General features: G+C 67.1%; 20 protein-coding genes. 7 read left to right on the forward strand and 13 right to left on the reverse strand.

Annotated elements, in window-relative coordinates; translation table 11 throughout:
* Positions 1 to 78: 78 nt before the first annotated feature.
* The 6 genes from LOY33_RS02640 to cbiE all read right to left on the reverse strand — a co-directional run bounded on the left by LOY33_RS02640 (position 79) and on the right by cbiE (position 4,604).
* Positions 79 to 495 carry a DUF2946 domain-containing protein gene (locus LOY33_RS02640; RefSeq protein ID WP_054916154.1) on the reverse strand — a complete coding sequence of 139 codons (417 nt, stop codon included), beginning with the start codon at positions 493 to 495 and terminating at the stop codon, positions 79 to 81.
* A gap of 20 nt (positions 496 to 515) precedes the next feature.
* Positions 516 to 986, reverse strand: a complete 471-nt coding sequence (locus LOY33_RS02645) for a copper chaperone PCu(A)C (protein ID WP_043863478.1) — start codon at positions 984 to 986, stop codon at positions 516 to 518.
* A 47-nt stretch (positions 987 to 1,033) separates the two neighbouring features.
* Positions 1,034 to 1,420 (reverse strand): DUF2946 domain-containing protein, encoded by a 387-nt coding sequence (locus tag LOY33_RS02650; protein ID WP_054916153.1) that lies wholly within the window; start codon positions 1,418 to 1,420, stop codon positions 1,034 to 1,036.
* 175 nt (positions 1,421 to 1,595) lie between these two features.
* Positions 1,596 to 2,309, reverse strand: a complete 714-nt coding sequence (locus LOY33_RS02655; protein ID WP_054916152.1) for a cobalt-precorrin-6A reductase — start codon at positions 2,307 to 2,309, stop codon at positions 1,596 to 1,598.
* On the reverse strand, positions 2,306 to 3,400 hold the full coding sequence (locus LOY33_RS02660) for a cobalt-precorrin-5B (C(1))-methyltransferase (RefSeq protein WP_258661163.1): 1,095 nt from the start codon (positions 3,398 to 3,400) through the stop codon (positions 2,306 to 2,308). The genes LOY33_RS02655 and LOY33_RS02660 overlap by 4 nt, the downstream gene beginning before the upstream one ends.
* Positions 3,393 to 4,604, reverse strand: a complete 1,212-nt coding sequence (gene cbiE / locus LOY33_RS02665) for a precorrin-6y C5,15-methyltransferase (decarboxylating) subunit CbiE (protein ID WP_258661165.1) — start codon at positions 4,602 to 4,604, stop codon at positions 3,393 to 3,395. The genes LOY33_RS02660 and cbiE overlap by 8 nt, the downstream gene beginning before the upstream one ends.
* Positions 4,605 to 4,705: 101 nt before the next feature.
* Here cbiE and cobG point away from each other — a divergent pair, with 101 nt between their 5' ends.
* The 7 genes from cobG to LOY33_RS02700 all read left to right on the forward strand — a co-directional run bounded on the left by cobG (position 4,706) and on the right by LOY33_RS02700 (position 11,446).
* On the forward strand, positions 4,706 to 6,049 hold the full coding sequence (cobG, locus tag LOY33_RS02670) for a precorrin-3B synthase (RefSeq protein ID WP_258661177.1): 1,344 nt from the start codon (positions 4,706 to 4,708) through the stop codon (positions 6,047 to 6,049).
* On the forward strand, positions 6,042 to 6,668 hold the full coding sequence (locus LOY33_RS02675; protein WP_054916150.1) for a precorrin-8X methylmutase: 627 nt from the start codon (positions 6,042 to 6,044) through the stop codon (positions 6,666 to 6,668). Before cobG ends, LOY33_RS02675 begins: the two co-directional genes overlap by 8 nt.
* Complete coding sequence (locus LOY33_RS02680) at positions 6,668 to 7,399, forward strand: precorrin-2 C(20)-methyltransferase (protein ID WP_054916149.1); 732 nt, start codon at positions 6,668 to 6,670, stop codon at positions 7,397 to 7,399. The genes LOY33_RS02675 and LOY33_RS02680 overlap by 1 nt, the downstream gene beginning before the upstream one ends.
* Positions 7,399 to 9,105, forward strand: a complete 1,707-nt coding sequence (gene cobJ / locus LOY33_RS02685; RefSeq protein WP_258661200.1) for a precorrin-3B C(17)-methyltransferase — start codon at positions 7,399 to 7,401, stop codon at positions 9,103 to 9,105. The genes LOY33_RS02680 and cobJ overlap by 1 nt, the downstream gene beginning before the upstream one ends.
* A gap of 128 nt (positions 9,106 to 9,233) precedes the next feature.
* Positions 9,234 to 10,025 (forward strand): hypothetical protein, encoded by a 792-nt coding sequence (locus LOY33_RS02690; RefSeq protein ID WP_058541565.1) that lies wholly within the window; start codon positions 9,234 to 9,236, stop codon positions 10,023 to 10,025.
* Between the two features lie 55 nt (positions 10,026 to 10,080).
* Positions 10,081 to 10,806, forward strand: a complete 726-nt coding sequence (locus LOY33_RS02695; RefSeq protein WP_258661206.1) for a hypothetical protein — start codon at positions 10,081 to 10,083, stop codon at positions 10,804 to 10,806.
* Positions 10,793 to 11,446 carry a hypothetical protein gene (locus LOY33_RS02700; RefSeq protein ID WP_043860476.1) on the forward strand — a complete coding sequence of 218 codons (654 nt, stop codon included), beginning with the start codon at positions 10,793 to 10,795 and terminating at the stop codon, positions 11,444 to 11,446. The genes LOY33_RS02695 and LOY33_RS02700 overlap by 14 nt, the downstream gene beginning before the upstream one ends.
* Before the next feature lie 3 nt (positions 11,447 to 11,449).
* On the opposite strand, the gene LOY33_RS02705 is transcribed toward LOY33_RS02700, so the two are convergent.
* The 7 genes from LOY33_RS02705 to LOY33_RS02735 form a co-directional block, all read right to left on the reverse strand.
* Entirely contained in the window at positions 11,450 to 12,046 is a 597-nt protein-coding gene (locus LOY33_RS02705) for a MarC family protein (RefSeq protein WP_043860475.1), read from the reverse strand.
* Positions 12,047 to 12,085: 39 nt separating this feature from the next.
* Positions 12,086 to 14,863 (reverse strand): hybrid sensor histidine kinase/response regulator, encoded by a 2,778-nt coding sequence (locus tag LOY33_RS02710; protein ID WP_043860474.1) that lies wholly within the window; start codon positions 14,861 to 14,863, stop codon positions 12,086 to 12,088.
* A 92-nt stretch (positions 14,864 to 14,955) separates the two neighbouring features.
* On the reverse strand, positions 14,956 to 16,251 hold the full coding sequence (purD, locus tag LOY33_RS02715; protein WP_258661213.1) for a phosphoribosylamine--glycine ligase: 1,296 nt from the start codon (positions 16,249 to 16,251) through the stop codon (positions 14,956 to 14,958).
* Between the two features lie 123 nt (positions 16,252 to 16,374).
* Positions 16,375 to 17,982 carry a bifunctional phosphoribosylaminoimidazolecarboxamide formyltransferase/IMP cyclohydrolase gene (purH, locus tag LOY33_RS02720; protein ID WP_123753279.1) on the reverse strand — a complete coding sequence of 536 codons (1,608 nt, stop codon included), beginning with the start codon at positions 17,980 to 17,982 and terminating at the stop codon, positions 16,375 to 16,377.
* 82 nt (positions 17,983 to 18,064) lie between these two features.
* Positions 18,065 to 18,385, reverse strand: a complete 321-nt coding sequence (gene fis / locus LOY33_RS02725; protein ID WP_003186237.1) for a DNA-binding transcriptional regulator Fis — start codon at positions 18,383 to 18,385, stop codon at positions 18,065 to 18,067.
* Positions 18,382 to 19,395 (reverse strand): tRNA dihydrouridine synthase DusB, encoded by a 1,014-nt coding sequence (gene dusB / locus LOY33_RS02730; protein WP_043860471.1) that lies wholly within the window; start codon positions 19,393 to 19,395, stop codon positions 18,382 to 18,384. The genes fis and dusB overlap by 4 nt, the downstream gene beginning before the upstream one ends.
* Positions 19,396 to 19,602: 207 nt before the next feature.
* Complete coding sequence (locus LOY33_RS02735; RefSeq protein WP_258661217.1) at positions 19,603 to 20,934, reverse strand: DUF3426 domain-containing protein; 1,332 nt, start codon at positions 20,932 to 20,934, stop codon at positions 19,603 to 19,605.
* Positions 20,935 to 20,954 lie beyond the last annotated feature (20 nt).

The raw sequence follows: 20,954 nt of genomic DNA on the forward strand, positions 1-20,954 counted from the left end.
TTTCCAACATCGTGTGGTCGTGAGGGTGCGCAAGAGCCTCGGCAGCAAGCCGGGCCCTGGGGCGCATGCAAAGTGGGTTCAGACGACGATGTGGGCAGGTGGCGCGCGGCTGCGGGCGCCGGGGAAGATGGCCTGGCGAGCATGGCCCTGGCGCGGCTGGGCGCGCAGGGTGGTGTGGGGCGAGACGGCCTCGGTGTCGAGCAGGCTGAGCGTCTGCGGCAGCGCCGGGCAGTGGAAGAACAGGCTGCAGTAGCCGCACTTTTCCCAGATGACGTGCAGCGCTGCCGGGTTGTCGGCAGGGCTGCTGGCGTGGCTGCCTGAGTGGCAGTCCATGGCCATGTCCATGCCGGGCATGGAGGCACGGTGATCCATCGGCATCGACTGGGAGACCAGTGGGCCGATGAAGATCATCAACATGGCGAACAGGCTCAGCCAGCTGCCGCGTGCTCGTTGGAGGTCAGCGGGGCGGGCGAGCCTGCCACGGGGCAGGCGCATGGCGTGCAGCCGTCAGCGAATCAATGGCTGTGGGCGGTGCCCTCGGGGGCCTGTTTCTGCACGGCCACTTCGACCGTGATGTTGCCGGCCTTCTGGAAATGCAGGGTCAGCGGGAAGCGCTTGCCGTCGCTGAGCAGGCTGCGGTCCTTGGGCTGCATCAGCATCACGTGGTAGGCGCCGGGGGCGAACACCAGGTCGGCGCCGGCGGGGATGTCGACACCCTGCACCTGCTGCATCTTCATCAGGCCGTCCTTGTGCACATGCTCGTGCAGTTCGGCGTTGTCGGTGATCGGGCTGTCGACGCCGAGCAGGCGGTCGGCGCTCTTGCCGTTGTTGTGCACGATGAAATAGGCGGCCACGTTGGGGGCGTTGGGTGGCAGCTCCTGCGACCACGGGTGGGCGATATGCAGGTCGCCCACGGTGTATTCATGGGCGTTGGCAAAGGTGGCGGGCAGCAGCAGGGCGGCCAGCAGCAGGGCGTTCTTGAGCATGGTCAATCTCCGTTCGGGTCAGGTTCGCAACTGGTAGCGTAGTGAACTCAGGCCTGGGGGGAGGCGCGGGGATTGAGCGCGGGCCATTGCTGGCGTGGCGTGGGGTGGTAGCTGGCGAGTAGCGGTGACGGGGTGTTGAGGGTGTGCTCGGACGTCACCAGCCGTGGCGGGTGGCCGGGCAGGGCCAGCAGCGGGGCAGTGCCGGAGCAGCACCAGCAGTGCTGCATGGTGGAGTGGTCGTCGTTCTGCTGTTGGCCGTCGGGGGCATTCAGCGAGATGGCGATCATCTTGGTCACGCCGCTGGAGCAGAAGGTGCCCCACAGCAGTTGTTCGGGTTGGGCTTTTGCAGCGGCGGCGGACAACGGCATGGCCAGCAGATTGAACAGCACTGCGAAGCAGGCGATCCAGGCGTAGGCGAGCCGGTGTGCGGGCATGGGGAGATCCGGTCAGGAATCGAGTGGGGCTATTTAGCCAGATGTCGAAGTATATGTAAAAAAGCCGGGGTGTGATGGAGTGTCGCAGGTGGGGTAACTGCGTCGACAGCGCATCTATCCTTCCCCTGACCTTGTGTCAGCCTTTTTTGATCGACTCTGGAGCTGTGTGCACCCGTCAAAGCGCCGCCAGCACATCGGCGACGCCCACGAACTCCCGATCCACCCCCGCCAGCGCCGGCCGCTTCAGGATCAGTACCGGCACACCCCGCTCGCGCGCCACTTCGAGCTTGGGTTCGGTCGCGGCGCTGCCACTGTTCTTGCTGATCAGCACATCCACCCGGCAACGCTCGAACAACGCCCGTTCATCCTCCAGGCGAAACGGCCCCCGCGCGCCGATCACTTCGCATCGCGCATTCCCCTCGCACGCCTCCAGCGCGCGCAAGGTCCAGAACTGCTGCGCGGGTATCTCGTGCAGGTGCTGCAACGGCTCGCGCCCCAGGGTGAACAAGGGCCGGCGAAACGGTTTCAATGCCTCGATCAACTGCGTCCAGTCCGCCACTTCCCGCCAGTCGTCACCGGCCTGCGCCTGCCACGCCGGGCGCCGCAACGCCCAGCATTCAACCCCGGCCAGGCGCGCTGCCTGCGCCGCATTGCGGCTGATCTGCGCCGCATACGGGTGGGTCGCGTCGATCACCAGACCGATGCCTTCGGCCCGCAGGTAAGCGGCCAGGCCCTCGGCCCCACCATAGCCGCCCACCCGCACCTGGCACGCCAGGTCGCTGGGCACCCGGCCGATACCGGCCAGGCTGTAGACGTGCTGCGGGCCCAGCTGACGGGCTATCAACAGCGCCTCGGTCACGCCGCCCAGCAACAGGATGCGCCGGCTCATCGAACACCCGCCCGGCCGACGATGCCGCCCTGGCGGTCGATGGCGAACACCTCCACCTGTACCTGCGCCGGCACCACGCTACGGGCGAAAGCCAGCGCGTGCTCGCACACCGCATCCCCCAGCCCGACCCCCGCCGCACTGGCCAGGGCCAACGCCTGCTGGCTGGTGTTGGCGCCGATGATCGCTGCCTGCAACGCGGTGTCGGCACCTACCGCCGCTGCCCAGCCAGCCAGTTGTGGCAGGTCGATGCTCGAATGCCGGCTGTGCAGGTCCATGTGCCCGGCCGCCAGTTTGCTGATCTTGCCGAAGCCGCCGCAGATGCTCAGCTTGCCAACCGGCACCTTGCGCAGGTGCTTGAGCACCGCGCCGACAAAATCGCCCATCTCGATCAGGGCGATGTCGGGAATGCCGTAGACCCGGCGCATGGTGTCTTCGCTGGCATTGCCGGTACACGCGGCAATGTGTTCGTAGCCATTGGTCTTGGCCACGTCGATGCCCTGGTGGATCGAGGCAATGTAGGCCGCGCAGGAAAACGGCCGCACGATGCCACTGGTGCCCAGAATCGACAGCCCGCCGAGGATGCCCAGGCGCGGGTTCATGGTCTTGAGGGCCAGGCTGTCGCCGTCCTGCACGTTCACGGTGACCTCGAAGCCCCCCGCGTAATCGCACTCCAGCGCCAGACGCTGCAGGTGCTCGGTCATCATGCGCCGCGGCACCGGGTTGATCGCCGGCTCGCCCACCCCCAGCACCAGCCCGGGGCGGGTCACGGTGCCCACGCCGATGCCGGCGACAAAACGTACGCCCGGCTCGGCCAGCAGCCGCACCTGGCTGTAGAGCAGCGCGCCATGGGTCACGTCGGGGTCGTCGCCGGCATCCTTGAGGGTGCCGGCTTCGGCGCCTGGCCCGGCCAGCCGGCAGAACTCCAGGCGCATCTGCACCTGTCTGCCCTTGGGCAGGGTGATGTGCACCGCGTCGTCGCATTGCCCGCTCAACAGCAGGCGCGCCGCCGCCAGGCTGGTGGCAGTGGCGCAGCTGCCCGTGGTCAGGCCGCTGCGCAGCGGCGCCGGCTGTTCTGCGGTTTCGTCACGCATCGAGGGGCTTTACCAGATCAAGCAGGGTGATCGGCAGCGCCTGGCGCCAGGTGTCGAACTCGCCCAGCGGCTGCGCCTGGGCCACATGGATACGGGTGAGCTCGCCGCCATGACGTTCGCGCCAGCTCATCAGCAGGGTCTCGCTCTGCAGGGTCACGGCATTGGCCACCAGCCGGCCACCGGGGCGCAGGTGCGCCCAGCATTCGTCCAGCACGCCCTCGCGGGTCACGCCGCCACCGATGAAGATCGCGTGGGGCCGTTCCAGGCCCTGCAACGCCTGCGGGGCGCGCCCGCGCACCAGTTGCAGGCCAGGCACGCCCAGGGCGTCGCGGTTGTGTTCGATCAGTTGCTGGCGGCCGGCGTCGGCCTCGATGGCCAGTGCCCGGCAGCTGGGGTGGGCGCGCATCCATTCGATGCCGATCGAGCCGCTGCCGGCGCCCACGTCCCACAGCAGCTCGCCCGGCTGCGGGGCCAGGCGGGCGAGGGTGATGGCGCGCACGTCGCGCTTGGTGATCTGCCCGTCGTGCGCGAAGGCCGAATCGGGCAGGCCGGCCAGCGGCGACAGGCGCGGTGCATCGGCGCCGGCCCGGCAGTCGATGGCCACCAGGTTGAGGTCGGCGAAGTCGGCGTCCTGCCAGCCATCGGCACGGGCATCGATGCGCCGTTCGTCGGCGCCGCCCAGGTGCTCCAGCACGCTCAGGTGGCTGGGGCCGAAGCCGCGCTCGCACAACAGGGCGGCCAGGGCGGCGGGGCTGCTGCGGTCATTGCTCAGCACCAGCAGGCGCTGGCCGCTGTACAGGTGGGCGGCCACGGCGGCGACCGGGCGCGCTACCACCGACAGCGTGACCACGTCCTGCAGGGGCCAGCCCAGGCGGGCGGCGGCCAGCGAGTAGGAAGACGGGGCAGGCAGCACCCGCATGGCCTCGGCCGGCAGCTGGCGCGCCAGGCTGGCGCCTACGCCGTAGAGCATCGGGTCGCCGCTGGCCAGCACGCACACCGGCTCGCCACGTTCGGCCAGCAGCGGCGCCAGGGAAAACGGGCTGGGCCAGGCGACCCGTTCGGCGCGCGAGCAGTGGGGCAGCAGGGCCAGCTGGCGCGGGCTGCCGAACACCTTGGTGGCTCGCAGCAGGGCATGCCGTGCCTGTTTGCCCAGGCCCGTGAAGCCGTCTTCGCCAATACCTACTACCGTCAACCAGGGCGCCATGCCGTTCCTCTTCGCTTGCCTATCCGACCGGCTGGCTTAGCCTGCCGACGGACAAAGCAGGCATAATACCGCGCCTTTGTGCTACCAGCGCCTTTTGACGATTGCCGGGTGATCCCTTGCCGCAACCCCTGCCCACTCCAGCTCTTCGCCCCTCGGCCTGCCCGGGGTTGTGGCGTATCGTGCAGGCGCTGGACGGCGGAATTTCACGCATCAAGCTCGACGCCGGCACCCTGAGCGCGGCCCAGGCACACGCAGTGGCCGACGCCGCCGAGCGCTTTGCCGGCGGCGTGATCGAGGTAACCAACCGCAGCAACCTGCAGATTCGCGGCATCGGTGCCGACCACGCCGGGCTGGTGGCATGCCTGCTCGACGCCGGCCTGGGCCCGCGCCAGGCGGCGGGCGACGATGTGCGCAACCTGATGCTCAGCCCGGCGGCCGGTCTCGACCCGGCCATGCTGTTCGACAGCCGGGCGCTGGCGGGGCAGATCCTCGAATCGCTGCAGACCTGCGAGCGCTTTCATCAGTTGTCTGCCAAGTTCGCCGTGCAACTGGACGCTGGCGAAGACCTGGCCATGCTCACCCACCCCCACGACCTGTGGCTGTCGGCACTGCGCCTGGACGGCGAGGTGTGGCTGGCCTTCGGCCTGGCCGGCTGCCCGGCCGAGGAGGGTGCGCTGGGCGCGGTGCCGCTGGCCGATGGGCACGCGCTGGTGCTGGCGGTGTTGCAGCGGTTTCTCGACCTGGCCAGTGCGCAGCAGACGCGCATGCGCCAGTTGCTGGCCGAATGCGGCAGCGAGGCGTTCGTGCAGGGCCTTGGCGTGGCGCTGCGCCGCGACCACGCGGTGCTGGGCTGGCGCCGGCCGCGACGTGACCAGGCCCGCCATCTGGGTGTCTACCCACAGCGCCAGACGGGCAGGGTCGCGGTGGGCGCCGCCGCACCGCTGGGGCGCCTGAGCGCCGCGCAGTTGCGTGGCGCCGCGCACCTGGCCAGCAGCCTGGGCGACGCCAGCCTGCGCATGACGCCCTGGCAAAGCCTGCTTCTGCCCAATCTTGCCGCCAGCGACGCCGAGCAGGCGCTGGCCGGGCTGGCAGCGCTGGGCTTGCTGTGCGACCCGGCGCGGCCGCTGGCGCGCATGGTGGCCTGCACCGGTTCGGCCGGCTGCGCCAAGGCCCTGGCCGACACCAAGGCCGACGCCGTGCAGCTGGCGGCGCTGCTGCGCGAGCCGGGCCCGGTGGCCGGCATTCACCTGAGCGGCTGCGCGCGTTCCTGCGCGCTGGCCCACCGTGCACCGGCCACCCTGCTGGCGGTCGGGCCCGGGCATTACGACCTGTATTTTCACGACCCGGCGCAGCCGGGCCTGGGCGCCCCTGGCGGGCGCAACCTGACATTGAAAGAAGCGGGCGCGCAACTCGACGCCCGCCTACGGAGCAACCCCGATGATTGATTACATCCGCGACGGCCAGGAGATCTACCGCAACTCCTTCGCCATCATTCGCCAGGAGGCTCGCCTGGAGCGGATCCCGGCCGACCTGGAAAAACTCGCGGTGCGGGTCATCCATGCCTGCGGCATGGTCGAGGTGGTCGACAAGCTGCGCTTCAGCGAAGGCGCCGGCAAGGCCGGGCGCGAGGCGCTGGCCAACGGTGCGCCGATCCTGTGCGATGCGCGCATGGTCGCCGAAGGCATCACCCGTGCACGCCTGCCGGCCAACAACGAGGTGATCTGCACCCTGCGCGACGACAGCGTGCCGGGCCTGGCCAAGGAGCTGGGCAACACCCGCTCGGCGGTGGCCCTGGAGCTGTGGCGCCCGCACCTGGAAGGCAGCGTGGTGGTGATCGGCAATGCGCCGACCGCATTGTTCTACCTGCTCGAGATGATCGATGCAGGGGCGCCGAAGCCTGCGCTGATCCTCGGTTTCCCGGTCGGTTTCGTCGGCGCGGCCGAGTCCAAGGCGATGCTCGCGGCCGACAGCCGTGGCGTGCCGTTCGTGATCGTCGAGGGCCGCCTGGGCGGCAGCGCGATGGCAGCAGCGGCGGTCAATGCCCTGGCCACGGAGGTCGAATGATGCAGCCACGCGGACGACTGCTTGGCCTGGGCGTGGGCCCCGGCGACCCCGAACTGATCACGGTCAAGGCGCTGCGCCTGCTGCGCGAGGCGCCAGTGGTGGCGTATTTCGTGGCCAAGGGCAAGCGCGGCAATGCCTTCGGCATCATCGAGGCGCACCTGCAGCAGGCGCAGACATTGCTGCCGCTGGTGTACCCGGTGACCACCGAGGCACTGCCGGCGCCGCTGTCGTATGAACAGGTGATCAGCGACTTCTACGACGGCGCCAGCCTGGAAGTGGCCGCGCACCTGGATGCCGGCCGCGACGTGGCGGTGATCTGCGAAGGCGACCCGTTCTTCTATGGCTCCTACATGTACCTGCACGACCGCCTGGCCGAGCGCTACGAGGCCCAGGTGATCCCCGGCGTGTGCTCGATGCTCGGGGGCGCCTCGGTACTCGGCGCGCCACTGGTGTACCGCAACCAGAGCCTGTCGGTGCTGTCGGGCGTGCTGCCGGCCGACGAGCTCAAGCGCCGCCTGGCCGATGCCGACGCGGCGGTGATCATGAAGCTGGGGCGCAATTTCCCCAAGGTGCGCCAGGTGCTGGCCGAACTGGGCCTGGCCGAGCGAGCGCTGTACGTGGAGCGCGCGACCATGGCCAACCAGAAGATCGTGGCGCTGGATGCGGTCGACCCGCAGTCCTCGCCATACTTCTCGCTGATCATCGTGCCGGGTGAACGGTGGCAAGGGTGATGACATCTCACGCACCGGCCATCGTGATCCTGGGCAAGGGCAGCCTGGCCACTGCCCGCAGGCTCCAGCAGCTGTGCCCCGATGCATTGATCCACGGCCTGGCCGGGCGGGTCGAGGGCACGGACCGCAGCTACCAGGACTTCGGCGCCACCCTGCGCCAGTTGTACCAGCAGGACACCCCGATCATTGCCCTGTGCGCCGCCGGCATCGTGATTCGCAGCCTGGCCAGCGTGTTGCTGGAGAAGGGCGCCGAACCGCCGGTACTGGCCGTGGCCGAAGACGGCAGCGCCGTGGTGCCGCTGCTGGGCGGGCTGGGCGGGGTCAACGGGCTGGCCCGCGAGATCGCCGCCGGCCTCGGCGTGGCGCCGGCCATCACCACCAGCGGCGAGCTGCGCTTCGGCACCTGCCTGCTCAACCCGCCCAGTGGTTATGCGCTGGCCGACCTGGAGCTGGGCAAGCGTTTCGTGTCCGACCTGCTGGCCGGTGAAAGCGTGCGCATCGATGGCGCCGCGCCGTGGCTGGAACAGGCGCAACTGCCGCAGAGCGAGCAGGCGCAGCTGGCCATTCACGTGGGCTGCGATGCACGTGAGGCCGACGCCAACGAGCTGGTGATCTACCCGCGCTGCGTGCTGGTGGCCGTGAGTGCCCAGGTGCCGGAGCTGGCCGCGGCGGTGCGTGCGGCGCTGCACCGCGCGAAGATCGCCGAGCCGGCATTGGCCTGCCTGCTGGCGGCCGACAGCGAGATGGCCAGCCCGGCGTTGCACGCGGCAGCGGCCGAGCTGGGCGTGCCGTTGCGCTTCGCCCCGGCGGCCGGCAGCGTTGCCGAGCTGGCCGCGCAGGCCTGGCCGCAGTTGCTGGCGCCGCAGTGCGCAGGCGAGGGCGTGGCGATTGCGGTGGCCGGCCAGCCGATCGACCCGCAACGGATCGGGCGCGCCCGTGGCCGCCTGGCGGTGATCGGCCTGGGCCCGGGCGCCGCCGACCTGATGGTGCCGGCGGTCAAGGCCGAGCTGGCACGCGCCAATGACGTGCTGGGTTATGAAACCTATGTGCGCATGGCCGGCCCGTTCCGCGCCGATCAGGTGCTGCACTGCACCGACAACCGCGAAGAAATGCAGCGCGCACGGCATGCCTTCGAGCTGGCCGCGCAAGGCCGCTCGGTGGTGGTGGTATCGTCGGGCGACCCGGGCGTGTTCGCCATGGCAGCGGCGGTGCTCGAAGCCCTGCACGAGTCGACGGACCCGCAGTGGCACAGCGTCGAGCTGCAGGTGCTGCCGGGCGTCTCGGCCTCGCTGGCCACCGCCGCGCAGGCCGGTGCGCCGCTGGGGCATGACTTCTGCGTGCTGTCGCTGTCGGACAACCTCAAGCCCTGGGACATCATCGAGAAACGCCTGGACCTCGCCTGCCAGGCCGACCTGGCGCTGGCCTTCTACAACCCGATCTCGCGCTCGCGGCCCTGGCAGCTGGGGCGTGCCCTGGAGATCGTGCGCCAGCACCGCACGCCAGCCACCCCGGTGGTGCTGGGCCGTGACATCGGCCGCCCCGGCCAGACCCTGCGCACCCTGACCCTGGGCGAGCTGACGCCAGAGCAGGTGGACATGCGCACCATGGTGCTGGTGGGGTCGTCCACCACCTGCACCTTCGCGCGTGCCGACGGTGGCGAGTGGGTGTACACGCCGCGTTGGTATGGCGCCGGCCGCCCTGGATAGCCACAGGGTCTCGTAGGGAAAGAAAGGTGCGCCTGGAAACGGGCGCACCTTTTTTCATGCAGGCCCGGTGATAGTTTGCAGTGGCCTGGCTGTGCCGCGGCAAACCAAAACTGAACAAGGATGATGTTATGGATAACTCGACTGTGTTTCCCTGCGCGGAAAAAAGCGCTGAATTCTTCAGCAACCTGGAAGTACCGGATCTTCAGCATTCGCCGCTGTCCATGCGCGGGCTGCTGGCCAGTGAAGGGCTCGATGACGAAGCGGGCGAAGTGGCACTGATGACCAGCGAAGGCCCGACGATTCTGACCTTTGCCGACAAGCTGTCGGCGGACAAGCGCCAGATGGCCAAGGACGCCACCCTGTTCGCCGAGATGGTGGCCAACACCTCGGGCAGTATCCAGGAGCAGCCCCTGCAATGGCTGGCAGCCTACCGGGAGGCCATGCTGCACGCCGGCTGGTTCATGACCAGTTCGGACCGTCAGAGCTACAACACCAGCAAGCGCGACATCACCATGGACAGCGTGGTGCTGGAAATCGTCGCCTCGGTGGCCGGTGGCAACGCAGCCGCCATGATCCCGCTGGTTTCCAGGGCCCTCGACAAGCTCAAGGGCGACGAGGACATGATCACCCTGTTCAACAACAACAGCACCGGCGCGAGCAAGGACAGCTGCCGCATTCTGCCGTGCCTTGAAACGGATAACGGCGAAGCCGTGACACTGTTCATCGGGCTTGAATACAACAAGCGTACCGACAAGGGCGGCGCACTGTTCTGGAAGTGGGACAACGAAACCATGGACATCACTCAGGTGGCCACCATGGTCAACTGGAACGAACGTGTCTATCAGCGCAACAAAGACGACATCCACGACTACATGGGTATTTCCTCGGATAACTTCTTCAGGAAAATCAAGAAGAAGTAATTCTACCGGCACCGGTGTCAAGGCGCCGGTGCCGCTATCCTCAAGGAGTCGAGGCATGGCAATGCAGTACGAGACATGGGTCAATGGTGCGCAGCTGATTTCATTTCCCGGCGGGTTGAGCGCACCGGACAGGGATGATGTATTGAACTCCCACTTGCTGGCGCAGGTGTCGGCCAACCAGGACGGCCTGGTCACCGCCAACCCCCGGGCCTGGTTCAAGCGCAATGTGGACGGCCTGGGCCAGCTCATGTGGAGCACCCAGACCGTGCAGTCCGATGTATCCAGGTTCGCCGGCCTGGATGACCTGAGCATCGTCGCGCTGGTGACCAGGCACCTGAAGAAGAAGTTGCCTGCGGCCATCGTGCGGCAAATGACCGACATGCTGGAGCAGATTTGCGAACTGGCCTACGAGCACCCGGCGCGCCAGCTGTTTCGTGCCCAGGTGCTCGCGCACAGCCAGGCCAGCCAGCGCACGGCGATCAACTTCCAGCTCAGTGCGTGCACCGCGCCAGACCAGGTGTTCAGCCTGTTTGTGAGCCTGGCGCTGGTGGTGCCGCTTCAGCAGGACTTTCTGCACCAGACGTTCTGTGGGGTCGACAGCCCGGGCGACGCGCTGTTCTTCTACAGCCACAAGCAGTTGTCGGTTGCGCGCTATGCGCGACTGCGCGAGATGACGGTGGCAGCCCTGGAGGACGATGTCGTTGTGCTCAGGCGGGTGGTGCCGCAGGCCAAGGCCAAGGCCGACGGCTCGCTGCAAGGGGGCACCCATGACCTCCACTGAACGTTCGCAGGTAATCGGCGACAACCGGGTGTCGTTCGGTGAGGGCATGGACCCTGCCGACATGCAGGACATGATGGACCTGATGGTGTACGCCGAGATGTACGCCAGCAAAGCGGTTGGCCAGCATGCCTCGCCGCAGGCCTGGAATGAGTTCCACCATGCCTGCCTTTTGCGGCATGGTTGCCGCCTGATCAGCTTTCTGTCGTCGGTGTCCACGGCTGCCCACGACCTGGCGCAGGTGCGTGCCTTCGAGGTCACGGTGGTACAGCGGGACGCCGAGGTGCTGTTTCACCAGGTGATCAGCCAGTCGCTGCGCGACCTCGACCTGGAGACCAAGGCCCGGCGCCACTTCGAGTCTTCGGCCATGCCCAGGCGCGACGTGGAGAAGGCCATGCACTGCAAGGTCACGCCCTGTTTCACCGATCGACGCAACCAGCCCATGCTGTGTTTCTGCGGGCTGGTGATGCGCTTTGAAGTGGACGTCGAACACGGCTTTCTGACCGATACCTACCGGCGCTACGTGACCCTGACGCCCCATGGTGGCTGCTACCTGTTCGATCGCCAGGCGTACGCGAGCCATCGCACGTTCGTACTGGCCCAGACCCGGGCACTCTCGGAAGGTTTCTTCCAGGACCGGTAGGGGCTAGAGCACCAGGTAGCCCTTGATCCCGGTGAAGATGATCTGCGCCGCCAGGGCGCACACGAACAGGCCCATCAGCCGGCTGACGATCTGCAGGCCCTGGTCGCCAAGCAGCCGTTCGATGCGGTGCGACAGAAACAGCACCAGGCCAACGGTGAAGCTGGCCAGGGCGATACTCACGATGGCCAGCAGCTTGTCGTCCCAGTGCGGCTGGCTGACGCCCATCACCAGCAGCGCACCGATGGTGCCGGGGCCGACGGTCAGCGGGATGGTCAGCGGCACGATGGTCACGTCCTGCTGCACGTTGTCGGTGTTGACCGCCGACTTGCCCTGGGCCATGCCCAGCGCCGAGATGAACAGCACGCTGCCGGCGCCGATGCGAAACGCGTCGGGGGTGATGCCGAAGATGCCGAAGATTGCCCGCCCGAACAGGTACAGCAGCACGCTGGCGATCAGTACCGCCAGCGCCACGCGCCAGGCCAGCTGCTTGCGCTCCTTGCTGGAGTGGCCGCGGGTCAGGCTGATGAAGCAGGACAGGACGAAGAACGGGCTGTAGAGCACGAGCATCTTCAGGTAGACGCTGAACAACTCATGGAGCATGGCGTGGGCTCGCGGCAAAGGGGGCGTTGGGCAAGTGTATCAGTGGGGGACGGGCGCGTTGTCGGGCTGCTCGTGGGGCTTGCGGTGGGCCACCCAGTATTCGATCAGTTCGCGCAGTTGCGACAGCTCCACCGGCTTGGCCATGTGCCCGTCCATGCCGGCCTGGCGTGCGCGCTCCTTGTGCTCGGCCAGGATGTGCGCGGTCAGCGCCACCACCGGCGTGCGCGGGCGCAGGCTGACCGCCTCCCAGGCGCGCAGCTGCTGGGTGGCCGAGAAACCGTCCAGCACCGGCATCTCGCAGTCCATCAGCACCAGGTCGTAGCGCTGCGCCTTCATGGCCTGCAGGGCTTCCTCGCCGTTACTGGCGGTGTCGGGCTCCAGGTTGAGCTTGCCGAGCATGCCGCGGATCACCTTGGTGGAGATGTTGTTGTCTTCGGCCACCAGGATGCGGAAGTCGGCGGGCACGTCCAGCGGGGTGGCCAGGCTGGGCGGCTGCATGCCGAGCATCTGGCCCTTGCTGCGCTGGGCCAGTTCTTCGGCCAGGGTGGTTTTGAGGGTGTAGCCGGCCACGGGCTTGGCCAGGATGCGCTTGACCCCGGCGTTGCGGGCGATGACCTTGCTCGGCGCATTGGTGATGCCGGTGAGCATGATGATCAGGATGTCGTGGTTCAGGCTCGGATCTTCCTTGATCTTGGCGGCCAGTTGCATGCCGGTCATGCCGGGCATGTTCTGGTCGAGCAGCACGGCATCGAAGTAGTCGCGCAGGTGCGCCTTGGTGCGCAGCAGGGCCAGGGCTTCCTTGCCCGAGGGCACGGCGCTCACGTTCATGCCCCAGGCGCTGCACTGCTGCACCAGCACCTTGCGGCAGGTGTCGTTGTCGTCCACCACCAGCACCCGGGCATCGCGCAGCGGGCCGTCGAGGTCGGCGGCGGGCTGTTCGAGGCGCTGCGGGTCCAGCGGCAGGGTCATCCACAGGGTGTTGCCCTGGTTGTGGCTGGTCTTGATGCCGAACTCGCCCTGCATCAGGGCGATCAGTTGCTTGGCGATCACCAGGCCCAGCAGGCCGCCGAGCTTGTTGCTCGACAGCACGTGCTCGCTGTGCAACTCGGCCTGCAGCAGTGCCTCGCGCTCGCTGGGCGGGATCGGTTCGCCGCTGTCCTGCACGGCCAGGCGCAGGCGCGGGCTGCTGCCGCGCTGGTCCAGTGCCACCACCAGCAGGATCTCGCCCTGCTCGGTCTTTTTCAGGGCGTTTTCCAGCAGGCTCAGCAGGGCCTGGCGCAGGCGCGTGGGGTCACCGCTGATGACCCGCGGCACCTGCGGCTGGGTGAAGCTGATCAGTTCGATGTTCTGCTGTTCGGCCTTGGCCCTGAAGATGCTCAGGCAGTCCTCGATCAGGGCGTTGAGGTCGAACTGCACGTCATCCAGCTCGATCTGGCCGGACTCGAGCTTGGAGATGTCGAGGATCTCGTTGATCAGGGTCAGCAGCTCGTTGCCGGCACTGTGGATGGTCTGTACATAGTCGCGCTGCTTGACCGACAGCGGGGTGCCCAGCAGCAGTTCGGTCATGCCCAGCACACCGTTCATCGGGGTGCGGATCTCGTGGCTGATGCGTGCCAGAAACTCTGCCTTGGCGTTGATTTCGGCGGTGCTGGCGGCCAGCTCGCGGCTGGCGCTGAAGCGCGCCTCGCTGATGCTGCGCAGGCGCTCGCCCAGGGCCATGTTGAGCAGAAGGCCGGTGAAGGCGGTGAACCCCAGCAGGATGAACAGCAGCCATTCGGTGGGGGTGCGGGTAAGGCCCAGCAGCGCCGGCAGCACCACCAGGCAGCCCAGGTTGAACACCAGCATGGCCAGGCTGAACAGGCGCGCCGGGGCGAAGCCGCGCACCCAGTGGCAAACGGCCGTGATCAGCATGCTCAGGCTGGCCAGGGCCACCAGCGCGTAGGTGGCCAGGTTCAACGGCAAGGTGTCGACGAACAGCAGCAACAGGCCGCCGATGGCGATCAGCAGGATCTCGCCTTGCAGCAGGCGGGCCAGGCGCGGCTGCTGCAGGGGGGCGAAGAAGCGCAGGGTGAAGGCCAGCCCGCAGAGGCTGGCGAGCAGGGCGGTGAGGTAGGCGGCCGGGGTCTGCGAGGTCTGCCAGAGGTTCCACGGCCCGCTCAGGTTGAGCAGGATCAGCGCGCTGAGCAGCATCAGGCTGTGGTAGCCGGCCAGCCACAGGCTGCTGGTGGAGCGCGAATAGCCGAAGCGCACCAGGTTGTGCAGGATCAGCATGCCCATGCAGCCGAACAGCAACCCGAACAGCAGTGGCTGGCGCTGGTCGGCGGCGGCGCTCACGGCGGGCATCAGGCTGATGCCGGGCCGCAGCTGGTGCTCGGAGACCAGCCGCAGGTAGAGGTCCTGGGCCTGGTCGCTGCTCGGCACCGCCAGCAGGTGATCGTTGGTGGTCAGGCTCACCGGGCCGTTGGTGTCCGGGCGGCCGTTGTGGGACTGCTCGATCAGCCGGGCGCCGTCGACCACATACAGGTTCAGGTGCGACAGGTCCGGGGCGAACAGGCGCAGTACCTGTTCGGGCTGGTGTGGGGGCAGGTGGTAATGCAGCCAGAGCGCCTGCTGGGGCTCGGCGGCATCGAGCTGGTTGAGCTCGATGGGACTGAACTGGTTACGGTAACGCTCGGAACGGATGTCGCTCAGTTGCAGGTTGGCCTGATCGTCGAGCAATACCGACCACCCACTGCCCGAATCGGCCGTGGCCGGGAACAGGCAGAGCAGAGTCAGCAGGCTGACGGTGAGTCCAATGGCAATCCTGAGCCAACGCACGAGATATCCCTTCCTAGCCAAATGCCGGTTTGCAACTATGCGCGGCGTGCCAAGCCGAAGGCAAGGCCCCTTTGGAGCCTTGCCGTGTCAGCTTACTCCTGGTGCTCGCCACGTTCACGGGCGATGGCGCGGTAGCCGATGTCGGTGCGGTAGAAACTGCCGTCCCACTCGATTTCGGCGGCCAGACAGTAGGCCTGCTGCTGCGCGGCTTCGACGGTCTCACCCAGGGCAGTGGCACACAGTACGCGACCACCGCTGGTGACCACCTGGCCGTCCTTGAGGGCGGTACCGGCATGGAACACCTTGCCGGTGAGCCTGGCTGCGGCGTCCAGGCCGCTGATCGGTGCGCCCTTGGCGTAGTCGCCCGGGTAGCCGCCGGCGGCCAGTACAACGCCCAGGCTCGGCTGCGGGTTCCACTGCGCTTCGACCTTGTTCAGGGCCTTGGCGAACGCCGCTTCGATCAGCAGCACCAGGCTCGATTCCAGGCGCAGCATCACCGGCTGGGTTTCCGGGTCGCCGAAGCGGCAGTTGAACTCGATGACCTTGGGGTTGCCGGCCTTGTCGATCATCAGCCCGGCATACAGGAAGCCGGTGTACACGTTGCCTTCGGCAGCCATGCCGTTGACGGTCGGCCAGATCACCTGGTCCATCACGCGCTGGTGGACTTCGGCAGTGACCACCGGGGCTGGCGAGTAGGCGCCCATGCCGCCGGTGTTGGGGCCGGTGTCGGCGTTGCCGACGCGCTTGTGGTCCTGGCTGGTGGCCATCGGCAGCACGTTCTGCCCGTCGACCATGACGATGAAGCTGGCTTCCTCGCCGTCGAGGAACTCTTCGATGACCACGCGCGAACCGGCGTCGCCGAAGGCATTGCCGGCGAGCATGTCGCGTACCGCGTCCTCGGCTTCAGCCAGGGTCATGGCGACGATCACGCCCTTGCCCGCGGCCAGGCCGTCGGCCTTGATCACGATCGGTGCGCCTTTTTCGCGCAGGTAGGCCAGGGCCGGCTCCACTTCGGTGAAGTTCTGGTAGTCGGCGGTCGGAATCTTGTGACGGGCCAGAAAGTCCTTGGTGAAGGCCTTGGAGCCTTCCAGCTGCGCCGCGCCCTTGGTGGGGCCGAAGCAGTCCAGGCCGCGGCTGCGGAACAGGTCGACCACGCCGGCCACCAACGGGCCCTCGGGGCCGACGATGGTCAGGGCGACGTTCTTCTCGGCGAAGTCGGCCAGTTGGTCCAGGGCGGTGACGTCGATGTCGACGTTCTTGCACTTGGCTTCGGTGGCGGTGCCGGCGTTGCCGGGGGCGACGAAGACAGTCTCGACGCGAGGGTCCTGGGCAACTTTCCAGGCCAGGGCGTGTTCGCGGCCGCCGCTACCGATGATCAAAACGTTCATGTCAAAACCTCGATGACGCTAATTCGGAGAGTAACTGTAGGAGCCGGCGTTGCCGGCGAAGGTCGCACCGCGTTGACCGGGCGGGCCCATTCGCCGGCAACGCCGGCTCCTACACGCAGTGGATCAGTGACGGAAGTGGCGCATGCCGGTGAACACCATCGCGATGCCGGCTTCGTCCGCCGCAGCAATCACCTCGGCATCACGCATCGAACCGCCCGGCTGGATCACCGCAGTGATACCCACCTTGGCCGCGTTGTCGATACCGTCGCGGAACGGGAAGAACGCATCCGAGGCCATGACCGCACCCTGTACCTGCAGGCCGGCATGCTCGGCCTTGATCGCGGCGATGCGCGCCGAGTTCACGCGGCTCATCTGGCCGGCGCCGACACCGATGGTCTGGCGGTTCTTGGCGTAGACGATGGCGTTGGACTTGACGTACTTGGCCACTTTCCAGGCGAAGATCAGGTCGTGGATTTCCTGCTCGGTCGGCGCACGCTTGGTCACCACCTTCAGGTCGCCCTCGGTGATCATGCCGATGTCGCGGCTCTGTACCAGCAGGCCGCCGGTGACGCGCTTGTAGTCCCAGGCAGCGGCACGCTCGGCCGACCACTGGCCGCACGCCAGCAGGCGCACGTTGGCCTTGGCGGCCACCACGGCGCGGGCTTCTTCGCTCACGCTCGGGGCGATGATCACTTCGACGAACTGACGCTCGACGATGGCCTTGGCGGTTTCGGCATCCAGCTCGCGGTTGAACGCGATGATGCCGCCGAAGGCTGATTCGGTATCGGTGGCGTAGGCCAGCTCGTAGGCCTGGCGGATGCCGCCCTCGGCGTCCGGGCTGACGGCCACGCCGCACGGGTTGGCGTGCTTGACGATCACGCAGGCCGGCTTGACGAAGCTCTTGACGCATTCCAGCGCGGCGTCGGTGTCGGCCACGTTGTTGTACGACAGCTCCTTGCCCTGCAGCTGGGTGGCGGTGGCGATGCCGGCCTCGCTCGGCTTGGCCTCGACGTAGAACGCCGCGCTCTGGTGCGGGTTCTCGCCGTAGCGCATTTCCTGGGCCTTGACGAACTGGCTGTTGAAGGTGCGCGGGAACTGGCTGCGGTCTTCGGTGCTCAGGGTGTCGGCCGCCTGGTTCACGGTGCCCATGTAGTTGGCGATCATGCCGTCGTAGGCGGCGGTGTGCTCGAACGCCTTGAGCATCAGGTCGAAGCGCTGGGCGTAGGTCAGGCCACCGGCCTTGAGGCTCTCGAGTACCTGGCCGTAGTCGCTGGCGTTGACCACGATGGCCACGTCCTTGTGGTTCTTGGCCGCCGAGCGAACCATGGTCGGGCCGCCGATGTCGATGTTCTCGATGGCGGTCGGCAGGTCGCAGCCCGGCTTGGAGATGGTGGCTTCGAAGGGGTACAGGTTGACGGCGACCAGGTCGATCGGCTTGATCCCGTGCTCGGCCATGATGGCGTCATCGGTACCGCGACGGCCGAGGATGCCACCGTGGATCTTGGGGTGCAGGGTCTTGACCCGGCCGTCCATCATTTCGGCAAAGCCGGTGTAGTCGGCAACTTCCACCGCGGCGACGCCATTGTCCTGGAGCAACTTGAAGGTGCCACCGGTGGACAGGATCTCGACGCCGAGCTGTTGCAGCTCACGGGCGAATTCGAGGATTCCGGTCTTGTCGGAAACGCTGATCAAGGCGCGGCGGATCGGCAGGCGGGTAGTCTGGTCGGTCATTTCAGATTCCATAACGCGGTGGAGTCAGCAAAAAAGGCGACCTCATCGAATGGGAGCCGCCTTTTCTGGTGTGGATTCGTTGTTACAGCAGATCGTACTGCTTGAGCTTCTTGCGCAAGGTGCCCCGGTTGAGCCCCAGCAGCTCGCTGGCCTTGGTCTGGTTGCCCTTGACGTAGTTCATCACGCTTTCGAGCAAGGGTGCCTCGACTTCAGAGAGCACCAGGTTGTACACGTCCGTGACAGCAGCGCCCTCGAGGTGCGCAAAGTAGTTGTGCAGCGCCTTCTCCACGCTCCCGCGAAGGGTCTGGCCCTCTTCGCTCGGGGTGTTCAGGTGCTGTTTCAGGTTGACGTTGTCGCTCACGGGCGTTGTTCCACTCACTAAAGTCTCGGTCATCATCGTCATGCGGCCACCCCTTGTCCGTCCTCTGTCTCAAGGCTCTGTTCACGTTCGCGGAAAAACTCGCGAACGTCGGCGCACTGCGCGTGTGTTTCTTCCAAACCATTGAAGCGGGCGCGAAACTCCCTGGCGCCCGGTAACGTTGCCAGGTACCAGCCCACATGCTTGCGGGCGATACGCACACCCATCACATCGCCATAGAAGGCGTGCAGCGCGGCCAGGTGCTCCAGCAGAATTCGTTCCACTTCAGCCAACTGCGGTGCCGGCAACAGCTCGCCGGTGCGCAGGTAGTGCTCGACCTCGCGAAAGATCCACGGCCGCCCCTGGGCGGCGCGGCCGATCAGCAGGCCGTCGGCGCCGGTGGCGTCGAGCACCTGTCGGGCCTTTTGCGGCGACGTGATGTCGCCATTGGCAAATACCGGTATCGACACCGCCTGCTTGATGGCGGCGATGGTGTCGTACTCGGCGTCGCCGGTGTACAGGTCGGCACGGGTGCGGCCATGTACGGCCAGTGCCTGAATGCCTGCCTGCTCGGCGATCTTCGCCACGGTCAGGCCATTCTTGTTGTCCCGGTCCCAGCCGGTGCGGATCTTGAGGGTAACGGGTACGTCCACGGCGGCGACCACCGCCTGGAGGATCTCGTTGACCAGCACTTCATCCTTCAATAAAGCAGAGCCTGCAGCTTTGTTGCAGACTTTTTTTGCCGGGCAGCCCATGTTGATATCGATGATCTGCGCGCCGGCCTCGACATTGGCCCGGGCTGCGGCCGCGAGCATCTGCGCGTCACCGCCGGCGATCTGCACCGAGCGGGGCTCGGGATCGCCATCGTGAATCATGCGCAGGCGCGACTTGCGGCTGTTCCACAGGCTCATGTCGCTGCTGACCATTTCGGACACCACCAGGCCTGCGCCCATTCGTCGGCACAGCTGACGAAAAGGCTGGTCCGTGACCCCGGCCATCGGGGCAAGGATCAGGGCGTTCTGCAGTGTGTATGGGCCGATGCGTACCGCCGACATAGGAGTTCCCTGTTGTGGGGGCCGATCTTAGAGTTCGAAAAAGGGTGGGCATGATACCCGCTCTCGGTGACCGGATAAAGGTCGATCTGGATAAAATATGAACAGTTTGAGCGGCAAGCGACAAGCTTCAAGCCCCAGCCAAAAGCAGGAGTGGCGTGATACCGCGCTTTTCTCTTGCCGCCTGAAGCTTGCCGCTGGTCGCTGGGTTTACTCCGGCGAGCGGAAGCTCAGGCTGTAGTTGACCGCCTTCGGGCCCGGATCGAGGATGTCCAGGGCGATGTGGATCGGGGTCTGGCTGGGCATTTCGGCCTTGCCGGCCAGCTCGCCGCTCAGGTACTCGCCGGGCTTGAAGCGACGGCTGGCGATCAGTTGGCCGTTGAGGTCGGCAAACCGCAGCTCCAGCAGCGGGAATGGCTGCGAGAAGGGCGCACGATTGTAGATGATCGCGTCCACGATCAACGCGCCGGCAAAGTCCGGGTGGCTGCGGACCACCAGGTTGCTGCTCTTGATGCGGGCGATGTCGACCTTGGAAGGCACTTCGCAGCCCAGTTGCGGGCACAGCTGCTGGAACCAGGGGCGGTACTGGTCCTGGCGGGCCAGTTCGTCGAAGTGATAGGCGATGTACTGGCCAGCCAGTGCCGCGCCTGCCAGCAGAGTCAGCAGCGCCCACAGCAGGCGCCGGCCCCAGTGGCTGCGCGGCTTCTGCCAATCGAGCTGCAGCGGGTCGTCGACGATGTCGACCAGCGCCGGCTTGCGTGGCGAGCGTGCAGCCATCGGGCCAAGGTCGGGTTCGTGGCGGGTATTCGGGGCGTCGTCGAACGCCGGGTCCGGCGCGTCGGGCTCATCGCCCGGGTCGCGTGCCGACAGGTGCTCGGCCACCACGTCGGGGTCGTGGAGGGGCTGTTCGCGCAGCGGGGGCTCGTCATCCAGGCCGTCCAGGTCCAGCGACAGCGAGGGTTCGGTGCGCTCGCCCGGCAGCGCCACGGCAGCCGGGACGGGTTCGTCGACCAGCGGTGGCTGCGGCGTTGCCTGGGCTTCGCGTTCGTCGGCCGGGCTGCTGAACAGGCTGTCGGTGTACGAGGTGTCGTCCGGGCCGTCGCGCTGGGCGCTGAGGCTGTCCTCGCGGCGTGGCGCCAGGTCGAAGTCTTCGGCCTGGCTGCGCTTGAACTCGCTGATCGGCTGGATTTCGCGTTGCTCCAGGCGGGCGAGTTCCTGGTCGAGGTCCAGTTGGTCGAGGTCGACGTCCAGCGCGCTGGCCGTCCATTCGCGCTGGCTGATCGGCGCGGGGGCCGGCGGCGCTGGCTGCGGTGCATGTTCGGGTTCGGCCACCGGCGCAGGCAACGGCATTGCCGGCGGCAGCGCGGGGGCCACCTGCAGCGCCTGTTGCGCTGCACTCTGCTCCAGCAGCTGCTTGGCGGCGTTGAATACCTGCAGGCAATTGCCGCAGCGCACTACCCCGCGGGCCACACTCAATTGAGTGTGGCTGACGCGAAAGCTGGTCTGGCAATGCGGGCACTGGGTGACGAAACTGTCGGTCATGCGGCGGTCCGGGTTGTGCA

Origin of the sequence: Pseudomonas sp. B21-036 (assembly GCF_024748925.1) — a bacterium.
Taxonomy (GTDB): Bacteria; Pseudomonadota; Gammaproteobacteria; order Pseudomonadales; family Pseudomonadaceae; genus Aquipseudomonas; species Aquipseudomonas palmensis.